Below are 17,911 nucleotides of genomic sequence, written 5' to 3'. Positions count from 1 at the left end.
CCGAATCAAAAGAAGAGAAAGACCACTTCAACACTCAAGCTACCGCCAACCTGCTGTGGACTCTGGCGAAACTGGTAGACAACGGGCTGGAGAAGGTAGCTCAGTTCCAAGAGGCCGTGGCCGCGCTGCTGCCCCACGTGACAACCAAAGCCGAATCAAAAGAAGAGAAAGACCACTTCAACACACAGGAAGTTGCCAGCCTGCTGTGGGCCTTGGCGAAACTGTTGGACAACGGGCTGGAACCTGAGAAAACACAGAAGCTCAAAGAAGCCGTCGTCGCGCTGCTGTCCCGGGTGAAAGCCAAAGCCGAATCACAAGAAGAGAAAGATCACTTTAATCCTCAGGATATCACCAACCTGCTGTGGGCTTCGGCGAAACTGGTGGACAATGGACTGGAGCTGGAGAAAACGCCGAAGCTCAAACAGGTCGTAGCCGCGCTGTTGCCCCATGTGACAACCAAAGCAGAATCAAAAGAACAGAAAGACCGCTTTATTCCTCAGCATATCGCCAACCTGCTGTGGGCCATGGCAAAACTGGTGGACAATGGTCTGAAGCTGAAGAAGATACCGAAGCTAAAAGAGGCCGTGGCCGCACTGTTGCTCCATGTGAAAACCAAAGCCGAATCAAAAGAAGAGAAAGACCACTTTAACACTCAAGCTATCGCTAACCTGCTGTGGGCTTTGGCGAAACTGGTGGACAATGGACTGGAGCTGGAGAAAACACCGAAGCTCAAACAGGTCGTAGCCGCGCTGTTGCCCCATGTGACAAGCAAAGCCGAATCAAAAGAACAGAAAGACCGCTTTATTCCTCAGCATATCGCCAACCTGCTGTGGGCCTTGGCAAAACTGGTGGACAACGGACTGGAGCTGGAGAAGACAGCGAAGCTCAAAGAGGCCCTGGCTACGCTGTTGTACCATGTGAAAACCAAAGCCGAATCGAAAGAAGAGAGAGACCGCTTCAAGCCACAGGGAGTGGCCAACCTGTTGTGGGCCTTGGCGAAACTGGTGGACAACGGGCTGGAGCTCGAGAAGACAGCGAAGCTTAAAGAGACCCTGGCCGCGCTGTTGTACCATGTAAAAACCACAGCCGAATCAAAAGAAGAGAGAGACCACTTCAATACTCAAGGTACCGTCAACCTGCTGTGGGCCATGGCAAAACTGGGTGAGGCCATTGAGCTGAACCTGGTTAAATCTATGTTCGGTTCTCTTGCCGACAGAATCAGTGAAACCCCTCAGCTTTCTCTGCAAAATACATGGATGTCTCTCTGGGGAGCCATGGTATTCTGTGCCAGGTTATATCTGTACTTCGGTAGAGATAATAAAAACCCGCTTGAAAAGCACATAGGTGAACTATTTTCTCGCCTGGGCAATACATCCCCGAACAATATAGAGGCTCAAACCGTCATTGCCATGGCCGCCAGTTGGCTTGGGCGACCGTGTCCGGTGGTCCCCTATTACCAGACAATTATTTCACAATCTCAATCTACCTTCTGCGAGCAACTCCGATTGAGCCTTCCGTCTTTGCAGATTGAAGAAGAAAAGAGTCTGAACTCACTACCTCCGGTTGACCTGCAACTGCCAGATTACAACACGGTGATCGACGTTCAGGGACCTTCCCATTACGTTAGTGGTGATTTCAAAATCAGGAATGGTTCGACTTTATTGAAAGTCGCTCTGCTGAAAAAATTAGGATTTGAGGTCATTGAAATCCCGGTGAACAAGCTTGGGAACCAGGATTCAATGAAAATAGTTATTGAGCAAATAAAGGAAAAGTTAGCCGTTCTCTCAGAGCCTCATGGCTCTGTGTCACTTAGCAGCGGCGAGTGGGCGGCAGACGAGACATATTTTACTGCTGATGAGGGCGGGCAATTTTCGGATGACTGTTATTTTACCGCTGAAGAATATTTAGAAGAGCAAATAAATAAACCAAAAAAGAGAAAAAGGAAGAGAAAAAAAGCCAGTAAAAACTAATGCCTGTTGATGTCGTAGAGTAGTCTACTTTTTATATTTCCCATGAATTAATGAAATATAATGATGGACAGAGGCGGTGCTGGTATCAGTTGGCAATGCGCAACATCAGGTAATGATTATAATCAACCGGATGATCGTACCGATTCTTCAAAGGGGGGGCGATACTGGCATGGCACAGTCAGACAGGTGAATACGCCACTCCCCTATATCCATAAGCGTCATGAATTTTATCCTGCCTCTGACGCCTGCTCTGCTAACCATCCAACAAGACATTCAGTAAAACCTGTCCATTATTTTAATACTCTCATCACACAAGAAAGAATGGATTACCTGGTGAGCATATCTGCTCGATTTGGTGATCGCTATGATGGGAAAAAACACAGTCAATTTGCCACTTTAATCAAACAATACACTGCAGCATTAAGACGACCTTTGCATCATAGTGAACAACGCCAACTGATACCATTGTTGCACAATTTTAAAGCTAACTCCGGGTGGACTTGGCGGAGCCTGACGACAACGTTTCATTCATTTACGTCAGCGGGTGTTTTTACCCCTGACAAATACATGAATGAGGGAAGAAAGGAAACCCAGGCAGTTTTAATGTCAACGTTACTTGATGCCGTAATACGTAAGTACAACCAAAACCCTGAAACCAGGGATATTGATGCGCAAGGTAGCGCCAACCTGCTGTGGGCCATGGCGAAACTGGTGGACAACGGGCTGGAGTTGGAAAAGACACCCAGGCTCAAAGAGGCAGCAGCCACGCTGTTGCCCAAGGTGAAAACCAAAGCCGAATCAAAAGAGGAGAAAGACCACTTTATCCCTCAGCACATCTCCAACCTGCTGTGGGCCGTGGCGAAATTGGTAGACAACGGGCTGGAGAAAACACCAAAGCTCAAAGGTGCTGTAGCCGCGCTGTTGCCCCACGTGACAACCAACGCCGAATCAAAAGAAGAGAAAGACCACTTCAAGCCACAGGAAGTCGTCAACCTGCTGTGGGCCATGGCAAAACTGGTAGACAACGGTCTGGAGCTGGAGAATGCAGCAAAGCTCAAAGAGGCCGTGGCCGCGCTGTTGCCCCAGGTAAAAACCAAAGCCGAATCAAACGCAGAGAAAGACCACTTTAATGCACAGCATATCGCCAACCTGTTGTGGGCCGTGGCGAAATTGGTGGACAAAGGGCTGGAGTTGGAGAAGACACCGAAGCTCAAAGAGGCCTTGGTTGCTCTGCTGCCCCGGGTGAAAACCAAAGCTGAATCAACAGAAGAGAAAGACCACTTCAAGCCACAGGAAGTCACCAACCTGCTGTGGGCCCTGGCGAAACTGGTGGACAATGGGCTGAAGCTGAAGAAGCTACCGAAGCTCAAAGAGGTTGTGGCTGCGCTGTTTCCCCAGGTAAAAAACCAAGCCGAATCAAAAGAAGAGAAAGATCGCTTCAAACCACAGCACCTCGCCAACTTGCTGTGGGCCGTGGCGAAACTGGTGGACAACGGGCTGGAACTGGAGAAAACACCGAAGCTCAAAGAGGCTTTGGTTGCCTTGCTGCCCCAGGTGAAAACCAAAGCTGAATCAGCAGAAGAGAAAGACCACTTTATTCCTCAGCATATCGCCAATCTGCTGTGGGCCCTGGCGAAACTGGTGGACAATGGGCTGGCGCTGGATGAGACAGCGAAGCTCAACGAGGCTGTGACCACGCTGTTGCCCCATGTGAAAAACAAAGCCGAATTAACAGCAGAAAAAGACCACTTCAAGCCACAGGAAGTCGCCAACCTGCTGTGGGCCCTGGCGAAACTGGTAGACAATGGGCTGGAGCTGAGGAAGACACCGAAGCTCAAAGAGTCCGTGGTTGCGCTGTTGCCCCATGTGAAAACCAAAGCCGAATCAACAGCAGAGAAAGATCACTTGAAGCCACAGGAAGTCACCAACCTGCTGTGGGCCTTGGCGAAACTGGTGGACAATGGGTTGGAGCTGGAGAAGACAGTAACGCTCAAAGAGGTCGTGGCCGCACTGCTGCTCGATGTGAAAACCAAAGCCGAGTCAAAAGAAGAGAAAGACCACTTTATTCCACAGCATATCGCCAACCTGCTGCGGACCTTGGTGACACTGTTGGAAAACGGGTTGGAGCTGAAGAAGATACCGAAGCTCAAAGCAGTCTTGGCCGCGCTGTTGCGCCATGTGCAAGCCAAAGCCGAATCAAAAGAAAAGAAAAACTACTTCAAGCCACAGGAGGTCACCACACTGGTGTGGTCCGTGGCGAAACTGGGTGAGGCCATTGAGCTGAACCAGGTTAAATCTATATTCGATTCTCTTGTCGACAGCATCAGTGAAAACCCTCAGCTCTCTCAGCAAGATATATCAATGGCTCTCTGGGGAGTCATGGTATTCAGTGCCAGGTATTATCTGTACTTCGGTGACGATAATAAAAACACCCTTGAAAAGCACATAGATGAACTGTTTTCTCGCCTGGAAAGTCCATCCCCGTGCAATACAGAGTTTCCATTCATCACTGCCATGGCTGCAAGTTGGCTTGGGAGGGCGTGTCCAGTGGGCCCCCATTACCAGACAATCACTTCCCAATCTCAATCCATCTTACGCGATCAGCTCCAGTCAAGCCTTCCGTCTTTGGAGATTAAAGAAGAACAGAGTCTTAACTCACTACCTCCGGTTGACCTGCAACTGCCAGATTACAACACGGTGATCGACGTTCAGGGACCTTCTCATTACGTGAGTGGTGATTTCAAAACCAGGAATGGTTCGACTTTATTGAAAGTCGCTCTGCTGAAAAGATTAGGATTTGAGGTTATTGAAATACCGGTGGACAAGCTTTGGAAACAGGATTCAATGAAAAGAGTTATTGAGCAAATAAAGACAAAGTTAGCCGTCTCGCCAGAGGCTCATGGTCCTGTGTCCCCTGACAGCAATGAGTGGGCGGCAGACGAGTCATATTTTACTGCTGATGAGGGAGGGCAATTTTCGGATGACTGTTATTTTACCGCTGAAGAATATTTAGAAAAGCAAATAAATAAACCCAAAAAGAGAAAAATGAAGAGAAAAAAGCCAGTAAAAACTGCTGCCTGTTGATGCCGTAGAGTAGTCTACATTTTATATTTTCCATGAATTAATGAAATTATAATTATGGACAAAGGCGGTGCTGGTATAAGTTGGACATGCACAACATCAGGTAATGATTATAATCAACCGGATGATCATACCGGTGCTTCCGGGAGTGGGCGATACAGGTATGGCACAGTGAGGCAGACGAATACTCCACTCCCATATATCCCGGAGCGTCATGAATTTTATCTTGCTTCTGACGCCTGCTCTGCTAACCATCCACCAAGACATTCAATTAAACCGGTTCAGGATTTTAATGCACTCATCACACAAGAAAGAATGGATTACCTGGTGAGCATATCTGCTCGTTTTGGTGATCGCTATGATGGGAAAAAACACAGTCAATTTGCCACTTTAATCAAACAATACACTTCAGCGTCAAGACGACCTTTACATCATAGTGAACAATGCCAATTGATACCATTGTTGCACAATTTTAAAGCTACCGCCGGGTGGACCTGGCGAAGCATGACGACAACGCTTCATTCATTTACGTCAGCGGGTGTTTTTACCCCTCATAAGTACATGAATGAGGGAAGTAAGGAAACTCAGGAAGCTTTATTGTCAACTTTACTTGATGCAGTAATACGTAAGTGCAACCAAAAACCTGAAGCCAGGGGTATTGATGCCCAAGGTACCGCCAACCTGCTATGGGCCCTGGCAAAAATGATTGACAACGGGCTTGAGCTGGAGACGACAGAGAAGCTCAAAGAAGCCGTCGCCACGCTGTTGCCCCATGTGAAAACCAAAGCGGAATCAACAGTAAACTACTTCACGCCACAGGAAGTAGGCAACCTACTTTGGGCCATGGCGAAACTGGTGGAAAACGGGCTGGAGAAGACGCCGAAGCTCAAAGAGGCGTTAACTGCGCTGTTTCCCCATATAAAAACCAAAGCCGAATCAAAAGAAGGGAAAGATCACTTCAACACTCAAGGAATTGCCAACCTGCTGTGGGCCATGGCAAAAATGGTGGGCAATGGACTGGAGAAAACACCGAAGCTTAAAGAGGCAGTAGCCGCTCTGTTGCCCCATGTAAAAACCAAAGCCGAATCAAAAGGAGAGAAAGACCACTTCAAGCCACAGGAAGTCGCCAACCTGCTGTGGGCCGTGGCGAAACTGGTGGAAAAAGGGTTGGAGAAGACAGCGAAGCTCAAAGAGGCCGTGGCCGCGCTGTTGCCACTTGTAAAAACCAAAGCCGAATCAACAGAAGAGAAAGACCACTTCAAGCCACAGGAAGTCGCCAATCTACTGTGGGCCGTAGCCAAACTGGTGGACAATGGGCTGAAGCTGGAGAAGACGCCGAAGCTCAAAGAGACCGTGACCGCGCTGTTACCCCATGTGAAAACCAATGCCGAATCAAAAGAAAGGAAAGACCACTTTATTCCTCAGCATATCGCCAACCTGCTGTGGGCCCTGGCGAAACTGGTGGACAATGGGCTGGAGAAGACAGCGAAGCTCAAAGAGACCGTAGCCGTACTTTTGTCCTATGTAAAAACCAGAGCCGAATCAAAACAAGAGAAAGTGCTCTTTATTCCTCAACATATCACCAGCCTGCTGTGGGCCGTGGCGAAACTGGTGGACAATGGGCTGGAGAAGACAGCGAAGCTCAAAGAAGTTGTGGCCGTGCTGTTGCCCCGGGTGAAAGCCAAAGCCGAATCAAAAGAAGAGAAAGACCACTTTACTTCTCAGCATATCGCCAGCCTACTGTGGGCCTTGGCAAAATTGGTGGACAACGGGCTGGAGCTGGAGAAGACAGCGAAGCTCAAAGAGACCCTGGCCGCTCTATTGTACCATGTAAAAAACAAAGCCGAATCAACAGAAGAGAAAGACCACTTCAAGCCACAGGATGTCACCAACCTGCTGTGGGCCTTGGCGAAACTGTGGGACAACGGGCTGGAGCTGAAGAAGACGCTGAAGCTCAAAGAGACCGTGGTTGCGCTGTTGCCCCATGTGAAAAGCAAAGCCGAATCAAAAGAAGAGAAAGACCACTTTATTCCTCAGCATATCGCCAACCTGCTGTGGGCCCTGGCAAAACTGGGTGAGACTATTGAGCTGAATCTGGTTAAATCTACGTTCGATTCTCTTGTCGAAAGAATCAGTGAAAGCCCTCAGTTCACTCAACAAGGTATATTGATGTCTCTCTGGGGAGTCATGGTATTTTGTGCCAGGTTTTATCTTTGTAAGGGCTCCAATATTAAAAGCTCGCTTGAAAAGCGCATAGGTGAACTATTTTCTCGCCTGGAAAATACATTCCAAATGGATACAGAGGAAGAAGCCATCATTGCCATGGCCGCAACCTGGCTTGGGAGAGCGTGTCCGGTGGTTCCCCATTACCACACAACCATTTCACAATCTCAAGCCATCTTACGCGATCAACTCCAATCAAGCCTTCCGTCTTTGAAGATTGAAGAAGAAAAGAGTCTGAACTCATTACCTCCGGTTGACCTGCTACTGCCAGATTACAACATGGTGATCGACGTTCAGGGACCTTTTCATTACGTGTGTGGTGATTTCAAAACCAGGAATGGTTCGACTTTATTAAAAGTCGCTCTGCTGAAAAAATTAGGATTTGAGGTCATTGAAATCCCGGTGAACAGGCTTGATAACCAGGATTCAATGAAAAGAGTTATTGAGCAAATAAAGGCAAAGTTAGCCGTCCTGCCAGAGGCTCATGGCTCTGTGTCATTTAGCAGCGGTGAGTGGGCGGCAGATGAGGCATATTTTACTGCTGGTGAGGGAGGACAATGTTCGGATGACTGTTATTTTACCGCTGAGGAATATTTAGAAGAGCAAATAAATAAGCTCAAAAAGAGAAAAAGGAAGAGAAAAAAGCCAGTAAAAACTGCTGCCTGTTGATGCCGAAGAGTAGTCTACATTTTATATTTTCCATGAATTAATGAAATATAATTATGGACAAAGCTGGTGCTGGTATAAGTTGGAAATGCACAACATCAGGTAATGATTATAATCAACCAGATGATCATGCCGGTGCTTCCGGGAGTGGGCGATACAGGTATGGCAGAGTCAGGCAAACGAATACTCTACTCCCCTATATCCCGAAGCGTCATGAATTTTATCGTGCTTCTGACGCCTGCTCTGCTAACCATCCACCAAGACATTCAATAAAACCTTTTCAGGATTTTAATGCTCTCATCACACAAGCAAAAATGGATGGGCTGGTGAGGATATCGGCTCGTTATGGTGGTCGCTATGATGGGAGCAAACATGGTCAATTTGCCTGTTTAATCAAACAATACACATCAGGGTCAAAACGACCATTAAATCATAGTGAACAACGTCAACTGATACCATTGCTGCACAATTTTAAAGTGACACCCGGGTGGACCTGGCGAAGCCTGACGACAACGCTTCATTCATTTACTTCAGCGGGTGTTTTGACCACTCATAAATACATGAATGAGGGGTATAGGAAAATTCAAGCCGCTTTACTGTCAACTTTACTTGATGGATTAATACTTAAGTGCAACCAAAAAACTGAAGCCAGTGATATTGATGTACGAGGTATCACCAACCTGCTGTGGGCCTTGGCGAAACTGGTGAATAATGGGTTTGAGCCGGAGACTACTCTGAAGCTCAAAGAAGCCGTCGCCACGCTGTTGCCCCATGTGAAAACCAAAGCCGAATCAAAAGAAGGGAAAGATCACTTCAACACTCAAAGTATTGCCAACCTGCTGTGGGCCATGGCAAAACTGGTGGACAATGGTCTGGAGAAAACACCGAAGCTCAAAGAGGCGGTAGCCGCGCTGTTGCCCCATGTCAAAACCAAAGCTGAATCAAAAGAAGAGAAAGACCACTTTATTCCTCAGCATATCGCCAACCTGCTGTGGGCTTTGGCGAAATTGGTGGACAAAGGACTGAAGCTGGAGAAGACCGCGAAGCTCAAAGAGGCCGCCGCCGCACTGTTGCCCTGTGTGAAAAACGGAGCCGAAGCAAAAGAAGCGAAAGACCACTTCAATCCACAGGAAGTCGCCAACCTGCTTTGGGCCATGGCGAAACTGTTGGACAATGGTCTGGAGCTGGAAAAGACACCGAAGCTCAGAGAGGCTGTGGCCGCGCTGCTGGCCAATGTGAAAACCAAAGCCAAATCAAAAGAAGAGAGAGACCACTTCAATCCACTGGAAGTCGCCAATCTACTGTGGGCCATGGCGAAACTGGTGGACAATGGACTGGATCTGGGGAAGACAGCGAAGCTCAAAGAGACTGTAGTCGTACTTTTGTCCTATGTAAAAACCAGAGCCGAATCAAAACAAGAGAAAGTGCTCTTTACTCCTAAACAGATCACCAGCCTGCTGTGGGCCGCGGCGAAACTGGTGGACAATCGGCTGGAGCTGGAGAAGGCACCAAAGCTCAAAGAGGCCGTCGACACGCTGTTGCCCCATGTGAAAACTATGGCCGAATCAAAAGAAGAGAGAGACCACTTCAAGCCACAGGAAGTCGCCAATCTACTGTGGGCCATGGCGAAACTGGTGGACCATGGTCTGGAGCTGGAGAAGACACCGAAGCTTAAAGAGGCCTTGGCCGCGCTGTTGCTCCAGGTGAAAACCAAAGCCGAATCAAAAGAAGAGAAAGACCACTTTATTCCTCAGCATATTGCCAATCTGCTGTGGGCCTTGGCAAAACTGGTGGACAACGGGCTGGAGCTGGAGAAGACAGCGATCCTCAAAGAGGCCGTGGTCGCGCTGCTGCCCCGGGTGAAAACCAAAGCCGAAGCAAAAGAAGAGAAAGACCTCTTTATTCCCCAGCATATCGCCAATCTGCTGTGGGCCTTGGCAAAACTGGTGGACAACGGGCTGGAGCCGGAGAAGACAGCGAAGCTCAAAGAAGTTGTGGCCGCGCTGTTGCCCCATGTGAAAACCAAAGCTGAATCAAAAGAAGAGAGAGACCACTTCAATACTCAGGGTACCGCCAACCTGCTGTGGGCCTTGGCAAAACTGGGGGACAATGGGCTAGAGAAGACAGCGAAGCTCAAAGAGGCACTGGCCGCGCTTTTGTACCATGTGAAAACCAAAGCCGAATCAAAAGAAGAGAAAGACCACTTTATTCCTCAGCATATCGCCAATCTGCTGTGGGCCTTGGCAAAACTGGTGGACAACGGGCTGGAGCCGGAGAAGACAGAGATGCTCAAAGAAGTTGTGGACGCGCTGTTGCCCCATGTGAAAACCAAAGCCGAATCAAAAGAAGAGAGAGACCACTTCAATACTCAGGGTACCGCCAACCTGCTGTGGGCCTTGGCAAAACTAGGGGACAACGGGCTAGAGAAGACAGCGAAGCTCAAAGAAATCCTGGCCGCACTTTTGTACAATGTAAAAACCAAAGTCGAATCAACAGAAGAGAACGACCACTTCAAGCCACAAGAAGTCACCAACCTGCTGTGGGTCCTGGCAAAACTGGGTGAGGCTATTGAGCTGAACCTGGTTAAATCTACGTTCGATTCTCTTGTCGAAAGAGTCAGTGAAAGCTCTCAGTTCTATCAACAAGGTGTATTGATGTCTCTCTGGGGCGTCATGGTATTTTGTGCCAGGTTTTATCTTTGTAATTACACCAATAATAAAAGCTCGCTTGAAAAGCACGTAGGTGAACTATTTTCTCGACTGGAAAATACCTTACAAATAAATACAGAGGAAGAATCCATCATTGCCATGGCCGCAAGCTGGCTTGGAAGAGCGTGTCCGGTCGTCCCCCATTACCCGACGATTATTTCACAATCTCAATCCACCTTCCGTGATCAACTACAATCCAGCCTTCCGTCTTTAAAGTTTGAAGAAGAAAAGAGTTTGAACTCATTACCTCCGGTTGACCTGCTACTGCCAGATTACAACATGGTGATCGACGTTCAGGGACCTTCTCATTACGTGTGTGGTGATTTCAAAACCAGGAATGGTTCGACTTTATTGAAAGTCGCTCTGCTGAAAAGATTAGGATTTGAGGTTATTGAAATACCGGTGGACAAGCTTTGGAAACAGGAGTCAATGACAAGAGTTATTGAGCAAATAAAGACAAAGTTAGCCGTCTCGTCAGAGGCCCATGGTCCTGTGTCACCGGACATCAGCGAGTGGGCGGCAGGTGAGGCATATTTTACTGCTGATGAAGGAGGGCCATTTTCGGATGACTGTTATTTTACCGCTGAAGAATATTTAGAAGAGCAAATAAATAAACCAAAAAAGAGAAAAAAGAAGAGAAAAAAAGCCAGTAAAAACTAATGCCTGTTGGTGCCGTAGAGTAGTCTACATTTTATATTTTCCATGAATTAATGAAATATAATTATGGACAAAGGTGGTGCTGGTATAAGTTTGACATGCACGACATCAGGTAATGATTATAATCAACCGGATGATCATACCGTTGCTTCAAGGAGTGGGCGATACAGGTATGGCACAGTGAGGCGGACGCATACTCCACTCCCCTATATCCCGGAGCGTCATGAATTTTATCCTGCCTCTGACGCCTGCTCTGCTAACCATCCACCAAGACATTCAATAAAACCGGTTCAGGATTTTAATGCTCTTATCACACAAGAAAGAATGGATGACCTGATAAGGATATCTGCTCATTATGGTGATCGCTATGATGGGAAAAAACACAGTCAATTTGCCTGTTCAATCAAACAATACACATCAAGGTCAAAAAGACCATTAAATCAAACTGAACAACACCAACTGATGATACCATTGTTGCACGCTTTTAAAGCGACATCCGGGTGGCCTTGGCGAAGCCTGACGACGACGCTTCATTCATTTACATCAGCGGGTGTTTTTACCCCACATCAGTACATGAATGAGAGAAGTATGGAGGCTCAGGCAGCTTTATTGTCAACGTTACTTGATGCAGTAATACTTAAGTGCAACCAAAAACCTGACGCCATGGGTATTGATACCCGAGGTACCGCCAATCTGCTGTGGGCCCTGGCAAAAATGGTGGGCAACGGGCTTGAGCTGGAGACGACACCGAAGCTCAAAGAAGCCGTCGCGACGCTGTTGCCCCACGTGAAAACCAAAGCCGAATCAATAGAAGAGAAAGACCACTTTAATCCACAGGAAATCACCAATCTGCTATGGGCTGTGGCGAAACTGTTGGACAACGGGCTGGAACTGGAAAAGATACCAAAGCTCAAAGAGACCGTGGTCGCGCTGTTGTCCCATGTGAAAACCAAAGCCGAATCAAAAGAAGGGAAAGATCACTTCAACACTCAAGGCACTGCCAACCTGCTGTGGGCCATGGCAAAAATGGTGGACAATGGGCTGGAGAAAACACCGAAGCTCAACGAGGCGGTAGCCGCGCTGTTGCCCCTGGTAAAAACCAAAGCCGAATCAAAAGAAGAGAGAGACCACTTCAAGCCACAGGAAGTCGCCAATCTGGTGTGGGCCGTGGCGAAACTGGTGGACAACGGGCTGGAGAAGACAGCGAAGCTCAAAGAGGCCGTGGCCGCGCTGTTGCCCCAGGTGAAAACCAAAGCCGAATCAAAAGAAGAGAGAGACCACGTCAACCCTCAAGTTACTGCTAACCTGCTGTGGGCTATGGCAAAATTGGTGGATAATGGGCTGGAGAAAACGCCGAAGCTCAAAGAGGCGGTAGCCGCACTGTTGCCCCATGTAAAAACCAAAGCCGAATCAAAAGAAGAGAAAGACCACTTCAAGCCACAGGAAGTCGCCAACCTGCTGTGGGCCGTGGCAAAACTGGTGGACAACAGGCTGGCGCTGGAGAAGACAGCAAAGCTCAAAGAGGCCATCGTCGCACTGTTGCCCCATGTGAAAACCAGAACTGAATCAAAAGGCTACTTCAAGCCACAGGAAGTGACTAACCTGCTGTGGGCCTTGTCGAAACTGGTGGACAACGGGCTGGAGCTTGAGAAAACACTGCGGCTCAAAGAGACCGTTGCTGCGCTGTTGCCCCGGGTGAAAACCAAAGCCGAATCAAAAGAAGAGAGAGACCAGTTCAATCCACAGGAAACCGTCAACCTGATGTGGGCCGTGGCAAAACTGGTGGACAACGGACTGGAGTTGGAGACGACACCGGAGCTCAAAGAGACCGTGGCCGTACTTTTATCCTTTGTAAAAACCAAAGCTGAATCAAAACAAGAGAAAATCCACTTTATCCCTCAACACATCAACAACCTGCTGTGGGCCGTGGCGAAACTGGTGGACAATGGACTGGAGCTGGAGAAGACAGCCAAGCTCAAAGAGACTGTGGCCGCGCTGCTGCCCCATGTGAAAACCACCGCCGAATCACAACAAGAGAAAGACCGCTTTATTCCTCAGCATATCGCCAATCTGCTGTGGGCTGTGGCGAAACTGGTCGAAAATGGGCTGGCGCTGGAGAAGGCACCAAAGCTCAACGAGGCGGTAGCCGTGCTGTTGCCCCATGTGAAAACTATGGCCGAATCAAAAGAAGAGAGAGACCACTTCAAGCCACAGGAAGTCGCCAATCTACTGTGGTCCATGGCGAAACTGGTAGACAATGGTCTGGAGCTGGAGAAAACACCGAAGCTTAAAGAGGCCGTGGCCGCGCTGTTGCTCCAGGTGAAAACCAGAGTCGCATCAAAAGAAGAGAAAGACCACTTCAACACTCAAGCTATCGCTAACCTGCTGTGGGCTGTGGTGAAACTGTTGGAGAATGGGCTGGAGCTGGAGAAGGCACCAAAGCTCACAGAGGCGGCAGCCGTTCTGCTACCCCATGTGAAAACCAAAGCCGAATCAAAAGACCACTTAATTCCTCAGCATATTGCCAACCTGTTGTGGGCCGTGGCGAAACTGGTGGACAATGGGCTGGCACTGGAGACGACACCAATGCTCAAAGAGGCCATGGCTGCGCTGTTGCCCCATGTGAAAACCAAAGCCGAATCAACAGAAGAGAAAGACCACTTTAAGCCACAGGAAGTCACCAACCTGGTGTGGGCCGTGGCGAAACTGGTGGACAACGGGCTGGAACTGGAGATGGTGGCAAAGCTCAAAGAGACCTTGGTCGCGCTGTTGTCCCATGTGAAAACCAAAGCCCAATCAAAAGAAGAGAAAGACCACTTTATTCCTCTGCATATCGCCAACCTGTTGTGGGCCGTGGCCAAACTGGGTGAGGCCATTGAACTGAAACTGGTTAAATCTACGTTCGATTCTCTTGCCTGCAGACTCAGTGAAAACCCTCAGCTCCCTCAGCAATATATATCGGTCTCTCTCTGGGGAGTCATGGTATTCTGTGCCAGGTCTTATCTGTACTTCGGTGACGATAATAAAAACGCCCTTGAAAAGTACATAGATAAACTGTTTTCTCGTCTGGAAAGTCTACCCCCGTGCAATACAGAGTTTTCATGCATCGCTGCCATGGCCGCAAGTTGGCTTGGGAGAGCGTGTTCGGAGGCCCCCCATTACCAGACAATCACTTCGCAATCTCAATCCAACTTACGCGATCAACTCCAGTCAAGCTTTCCGTCTTTGCAGATTGAAGAAGAAAAGAGTCTGAACTCGCTACCTCCGGTTGACCTGCTACTGCCAGATTACAACATGGTGATCGACGTTCAGGGACCTTCTCATTACGTGTGTGGTGATTTCAAAACCAGGAATGGTTCGACTTTATTGAAAATCGCCCTGCTGAAAAAATTAGGATTTGAGGTCATTGAAATACCGGTGAACAAGCTTAATAACCAGGATTCAATGAAAAGAGTTATTGAGCAAATAAAGATAAAGTTAGCCGTCTCGCCAGAGGCCCATGGTCTTGTGTTACATAGCAGTGGCGAGGAGGCAGCAGATGAGGTTTATGTTACTGCCGATGAAGAATGGCAGTTATCGGATGACCGTTATTTTACCGCTGAAGAATATTTAGAAGAGCAAACAAAGAAACCAAAAAAGAGAAAAAGGAAGAGAAAAAAAGCCCGTAAAACTAATGCCTGTTGATGCCGTGAGTAGCCTACATTTTATATTTACCATGAATTAATGAAATAAAATTATGGACAGAGGCAGTGCTGGTATAAGTTGGAAATGTGCAACATCAGGTCATGATTATAATCAACCGGATGATCATACCGGTGCTTCAGGAAGTGGGCGATACAGGTATGGCACAGTGAGGCGGGCGAATACACCACTTCCCTATATCCCGGAGCGTCATGAATTTTATCCTGCTTCTGACGCCTGCTCTGCTAACCATCCATCAGGACATTCAATAAAACCTGTTCAGGATTTTAATGCTCTCATCACACAAGCAAAAATGGATGACCTGGTGAGGACATCCACTCAATATGGTGATCGCTATAATGGGAAAAAACACAGTCAATTTGCCTGTTCAATCAAACAATACACATCAAGGTCAAAAAGACCATTAAATCGTAGTGAACAATGCCAACTGATACCATTGTTGCACGCTTTTAAAGCGACACCCGGGTGGCCCTGGCGAAGCCTGACGACAACGATTCATTCATTTACGTCAGCAGGTGTTTTTACCCCTCATAAATACATGAATGAAAATAAGGAAGCTCAGGCAGCTTTATTATCAACGTTACTTGATGCAGTAATAGTTAAGTGCAAGCAAAAACCTGAAGCAAGGGATATTGATGCCCAAGGTACCGCCAACCTGCTGTGGGCCCTGGCAAAAATGGTTGGTAACGGGCTGGAGCTGGAGAAAACACCGAAGCTCAAAGAGGCCGTGGCCGCGCTGTTGCCCCGGGCGAAAATCAAAGCCGAATCAAAAGATGGGAAAGACTTCTTTATTCCTCAGCATATCGCCAATCTGCTGTGGGCAGTGGCAAAATTGGTAGATAACGGGCTGGAGCTGGAGAAGACACCGAAGCTCAAAGAAGTTGTGGCCGCGCTGTTGCTCCATGTGAAAACGAAAGCCGAATCAAAAGAAGAGAAAGACCACTTCCGCTCTCAAGGTACCGCCAACCTGCTGTGGGCTCTGGTGAAACTGGTTGAAAACGGGCTGGATCTGGAGAAGACAGCGCAGCTCAAAGAGGCCGTAACCGCGCTGTTGCCCCATGTGAAAATCAAAGCTGAATCAAAAGAAGAGAAAGACCACTTCAAGCCACAGGAAGTCGCCAACCTGCTTTGGGCCATGGCGAAATTGTTGGACAATGGTCTGAAGAAGACATCGAAGTTTAGAGAGGCCGTGGCCGCGCTGCTGGCCAATGTGAAAACCAAAGCCAAATCAAAAGAAGAGAAAGACCACTTTATTCCTCAGCATATCAGCAACCTGCTGTGGGCCGTGGCAAGATTGGTGGACAACGGGCTGGAGCTGGAGAAGACACCGAAGCTCAAAGAGGTTGTAGTCGCACTGTTGCCCCATGTGAAGGCCAAAGCCGAATCGAAAGAAGAGAAAGACCACTTCAACACTCAAGCTACCGCCAACCTGCTGTGGGCTTTGGCAAAATTGGTGGACAACGGGTTGGAGCTGGAGAAGACAGGGCCGCTAAACGAGGCCGTGGCCGCGCTGTTGCCCCATGTGAAAACCAAAGCCGAATCAAAAGAAAAGAAAGACTTCTTCAACACTCAAGGTGTTGCCAACCTGCTGTGGGCTGTGGCGAAACTGGTGGACAATGGGCTGGAGTCAGAGAAGGTACCAAAGCTCACCGAGGTGTTAGTCGCGCTGTTACCCCATGTGAAAACCAAAGCCAAAGAACAGAAAAACCACTTTATACCTCAGCATATCGTCAATCTGCTGTGGGCCTTGGCAAAACTGGTGGACATCGGGCTGGAGCTGGAGAAGACAGCGATCCTCAAAGAGACCCTGGCCGCGCTGTTGTACCATGTGAAAACCAAAGCCGAATCAAAAGACGAGAGAGACCACTTCAATGCTCAAGGTCTCGCCAACCTGGTGTGGGCCTTGGCGAAACTGGGGGACATCGGGCTGGAGCTGGAGAAGACAGTGAAGCTCAAAGAGACCCTGACCGCGCTGCTGTACCGTGTAAAAACCAAAGCCGAATCAAAAGAAGAGAGAGACCGCTTCATTCCTCAAGGTATCGTCAACCTGCTGTGGGCCTTGGCAAAACTGGGTGAGGCCATTGAGCTGAACCTGATTAAATCTACGTTTGATGCTCTGGTCGCCAGAATCAGTGAAACCCCTCAGCGTTCCCAGCAAAATATATGGATGTCTCTCTGGGGAGTCATGGTATTCTGTGCCAGGTTTTATCTGTGCTTTGGTAGAAATAATAAAAACCCGCTTGAAAAGCACATAGGTGAACTATTTTCTCGCCTGGAAAGTACATTCCCGGACGATTTAGAGGCGCAAACCGTCATGGTCATGGCCGCCAGTTGGCTTGGGAGACCGTGTGCGATGGCCCCCTATTACCAGACAAACATTTCACAATCTCAAACCATCTTTCGCGAGCAACTCCAATCAAGCCTTCCGTCGTTGCAGATTGAAGAAGAGAAGAGTCTGAACTCATTACCTCCGGTTGACTTGCTACTGCCAGATTACAACATGGTGATCGACGTTCAGGGACCTTATCATTATGTGAGTGGTGATTTCAAAACAAGGAACGGTGCAACGTTGCTGAAAATCGCCCTGCTGCAAAAATTAGGATTCGAAGTCATTGAAATTCCGGTGAACAAGCTTTGGAAACAGAATTCAATGAAAAGAGTTATTGAGCAAATAAAGACTAAATTAGCCGTTCAGCTGGAGGCTCATGGTCCTATGTTACACAACAGTGGCGAGGAGGAGGCCGATGAGGCATACGTTACTGCTGATGAAGGAGGGCTATTTTCAGATGACGGTTATGCTACCGCCGAAGAATATTCAGAAGAGCAAATAAATAAACCAAAAAAGAGAAAAAGGAAGAGAAAAAGAGCCAATAAACGACTCTCTTCCAGCATGACTTAAGAATC

The 17,911-nt window shown here is 48.1% G+C and carries 6 protein-coding genes; all 6 read left to right on the top strand.

The window, feature by feature from the left end; translation table 11 throughout:
- Nucleotides 1-1,970, top strand: a 1,970-nt coding sequence (locus tag CX664_RS03730) for a DUF1601 domain-containing protein (RefSeq protein ID WP_145999797.1), incomplete at its 5' end; no start/stop codon positions are given.
- A gap of 60 nt (nucleotides 1,971-2,030) precedes the next feature.
- Nucleotides 2,031-5,054 carry an RAP domain-containing protein gene (locus CX664_RS03725; RefSeq protein WP_101745431.1) on the top strand — a complete coding sequence of 1,008 codons (3,024 nt, stop codon included), beginning with the start codon at nucleotides 2,031-2,033 and terminating at the stop codon, nucleotides 5,052-5,054.
- A 54-nt stretch (nucleotides 5,055-5,108) separates the two neighbouring features.
- Nucleotides 5,109-7,943, top strand: a complete 2,835-nt coding sequence (locus tag CX664_RS03720; protein WP_101745430.1) for a DUF1601 domain-containing protein — start codon at nucleotides 5,109-5,111, stop codon at nucleotides 7,941-7,943.
- Nucleotides 7,944-7,996: 53 nt separating this feature from the next.
- Nucleotides 7,997-11,308, top strand: coding sequence for an RAP domain-containing protein (locus tag CX664_RS03715; protein ID WP_101745429.1), 3,312 nt, complete (start codon nucleotides 7,997-7,999; stop codon nucleotides 11,306-11,308).
- 63 nt (nucleotides 11,309-11,371) lie between these two features.
- Nucleotides 11,372-14,989 carry a DUF1601 domain-containing protein gene (locus CX664_RS03710; protein WP_101745428.1) on the top strand — a complete coding sequence of 1,206 codons (3,618 nt, stop codon included), beginning with the start codon at nucleotides 11,372-11,374 and terminating at the stop codon, nucleotides 14,987-14,989.
- Between the two features lie 52 nt (nucleotides 14,990-15,041).
- Nucleotides 15,042-17,906 carry an RAP domain-containing protein gene (locus CX664_RS03705; RefSeq protein WP_101745427.1) on the top strand — a complete coding sequence of 955 codons (2,865 nt, stop codon included), beginning with the start codon at nucleotides 15,042-15,044 and terminating at the stop codon, nucleotides 17,904-17,906.
- The last annotated feature ends 5 nt before the right edge of the window (nucleotides 17,907-17,911 follow it).

Source organism: Endozoicomonas acroporae, assembly GCF_002864045.1.
GTDB classification, from domain to species: Bacteria; Pseudomonadota; Gammaproteobacteria; order Pseudomonadales; family Endozoicomonadaceae; genus Endozoicomonas; species Endozoicomonas acroporae.
This window is presented reverse-complemented; position numbering and strand designations above follow the sequence as displayed.

Excerpts from the sequence above, each read along its gene's own strand:
- CX664_RS03725 (WP_101745431.1), top strand. The coding sequence starts at position 2,031 with ATGATGGACAGAGGCGGTGCTGGTATCAGTTGGCAATGCGCAACATCA.
- CX664_RS03710 (WP_101745428.1), top strand. The coding sequence starts at position 11,372 with ATGGACAAAGGTGGTGCTGGTATAAGTTTGACATGCACGACATCAGGT.
- CX664_RS03705 (WP_101745427.1), top strand. The coding sequence starts at position 15,042 with ATGGACAGAGGCAGTGCTGGTATAAGTTGGAAATGTGCAACATCAGGT.
- CX664_RS03720 (WP_101745430.1), top strand. The coding sequence starts at position 5,109 with ATGGACAAAGGCGGTGCTGGTATAAGTTGGACATGCACAACATCAGGT.
- CX664_RS03715 (WP_101745429.1), top strand. The coding sequence starts at position 7,997 with ATGGACAAAGCTGGTGCTGGTATAAGTTGGAAATGCACAACATCAGGT.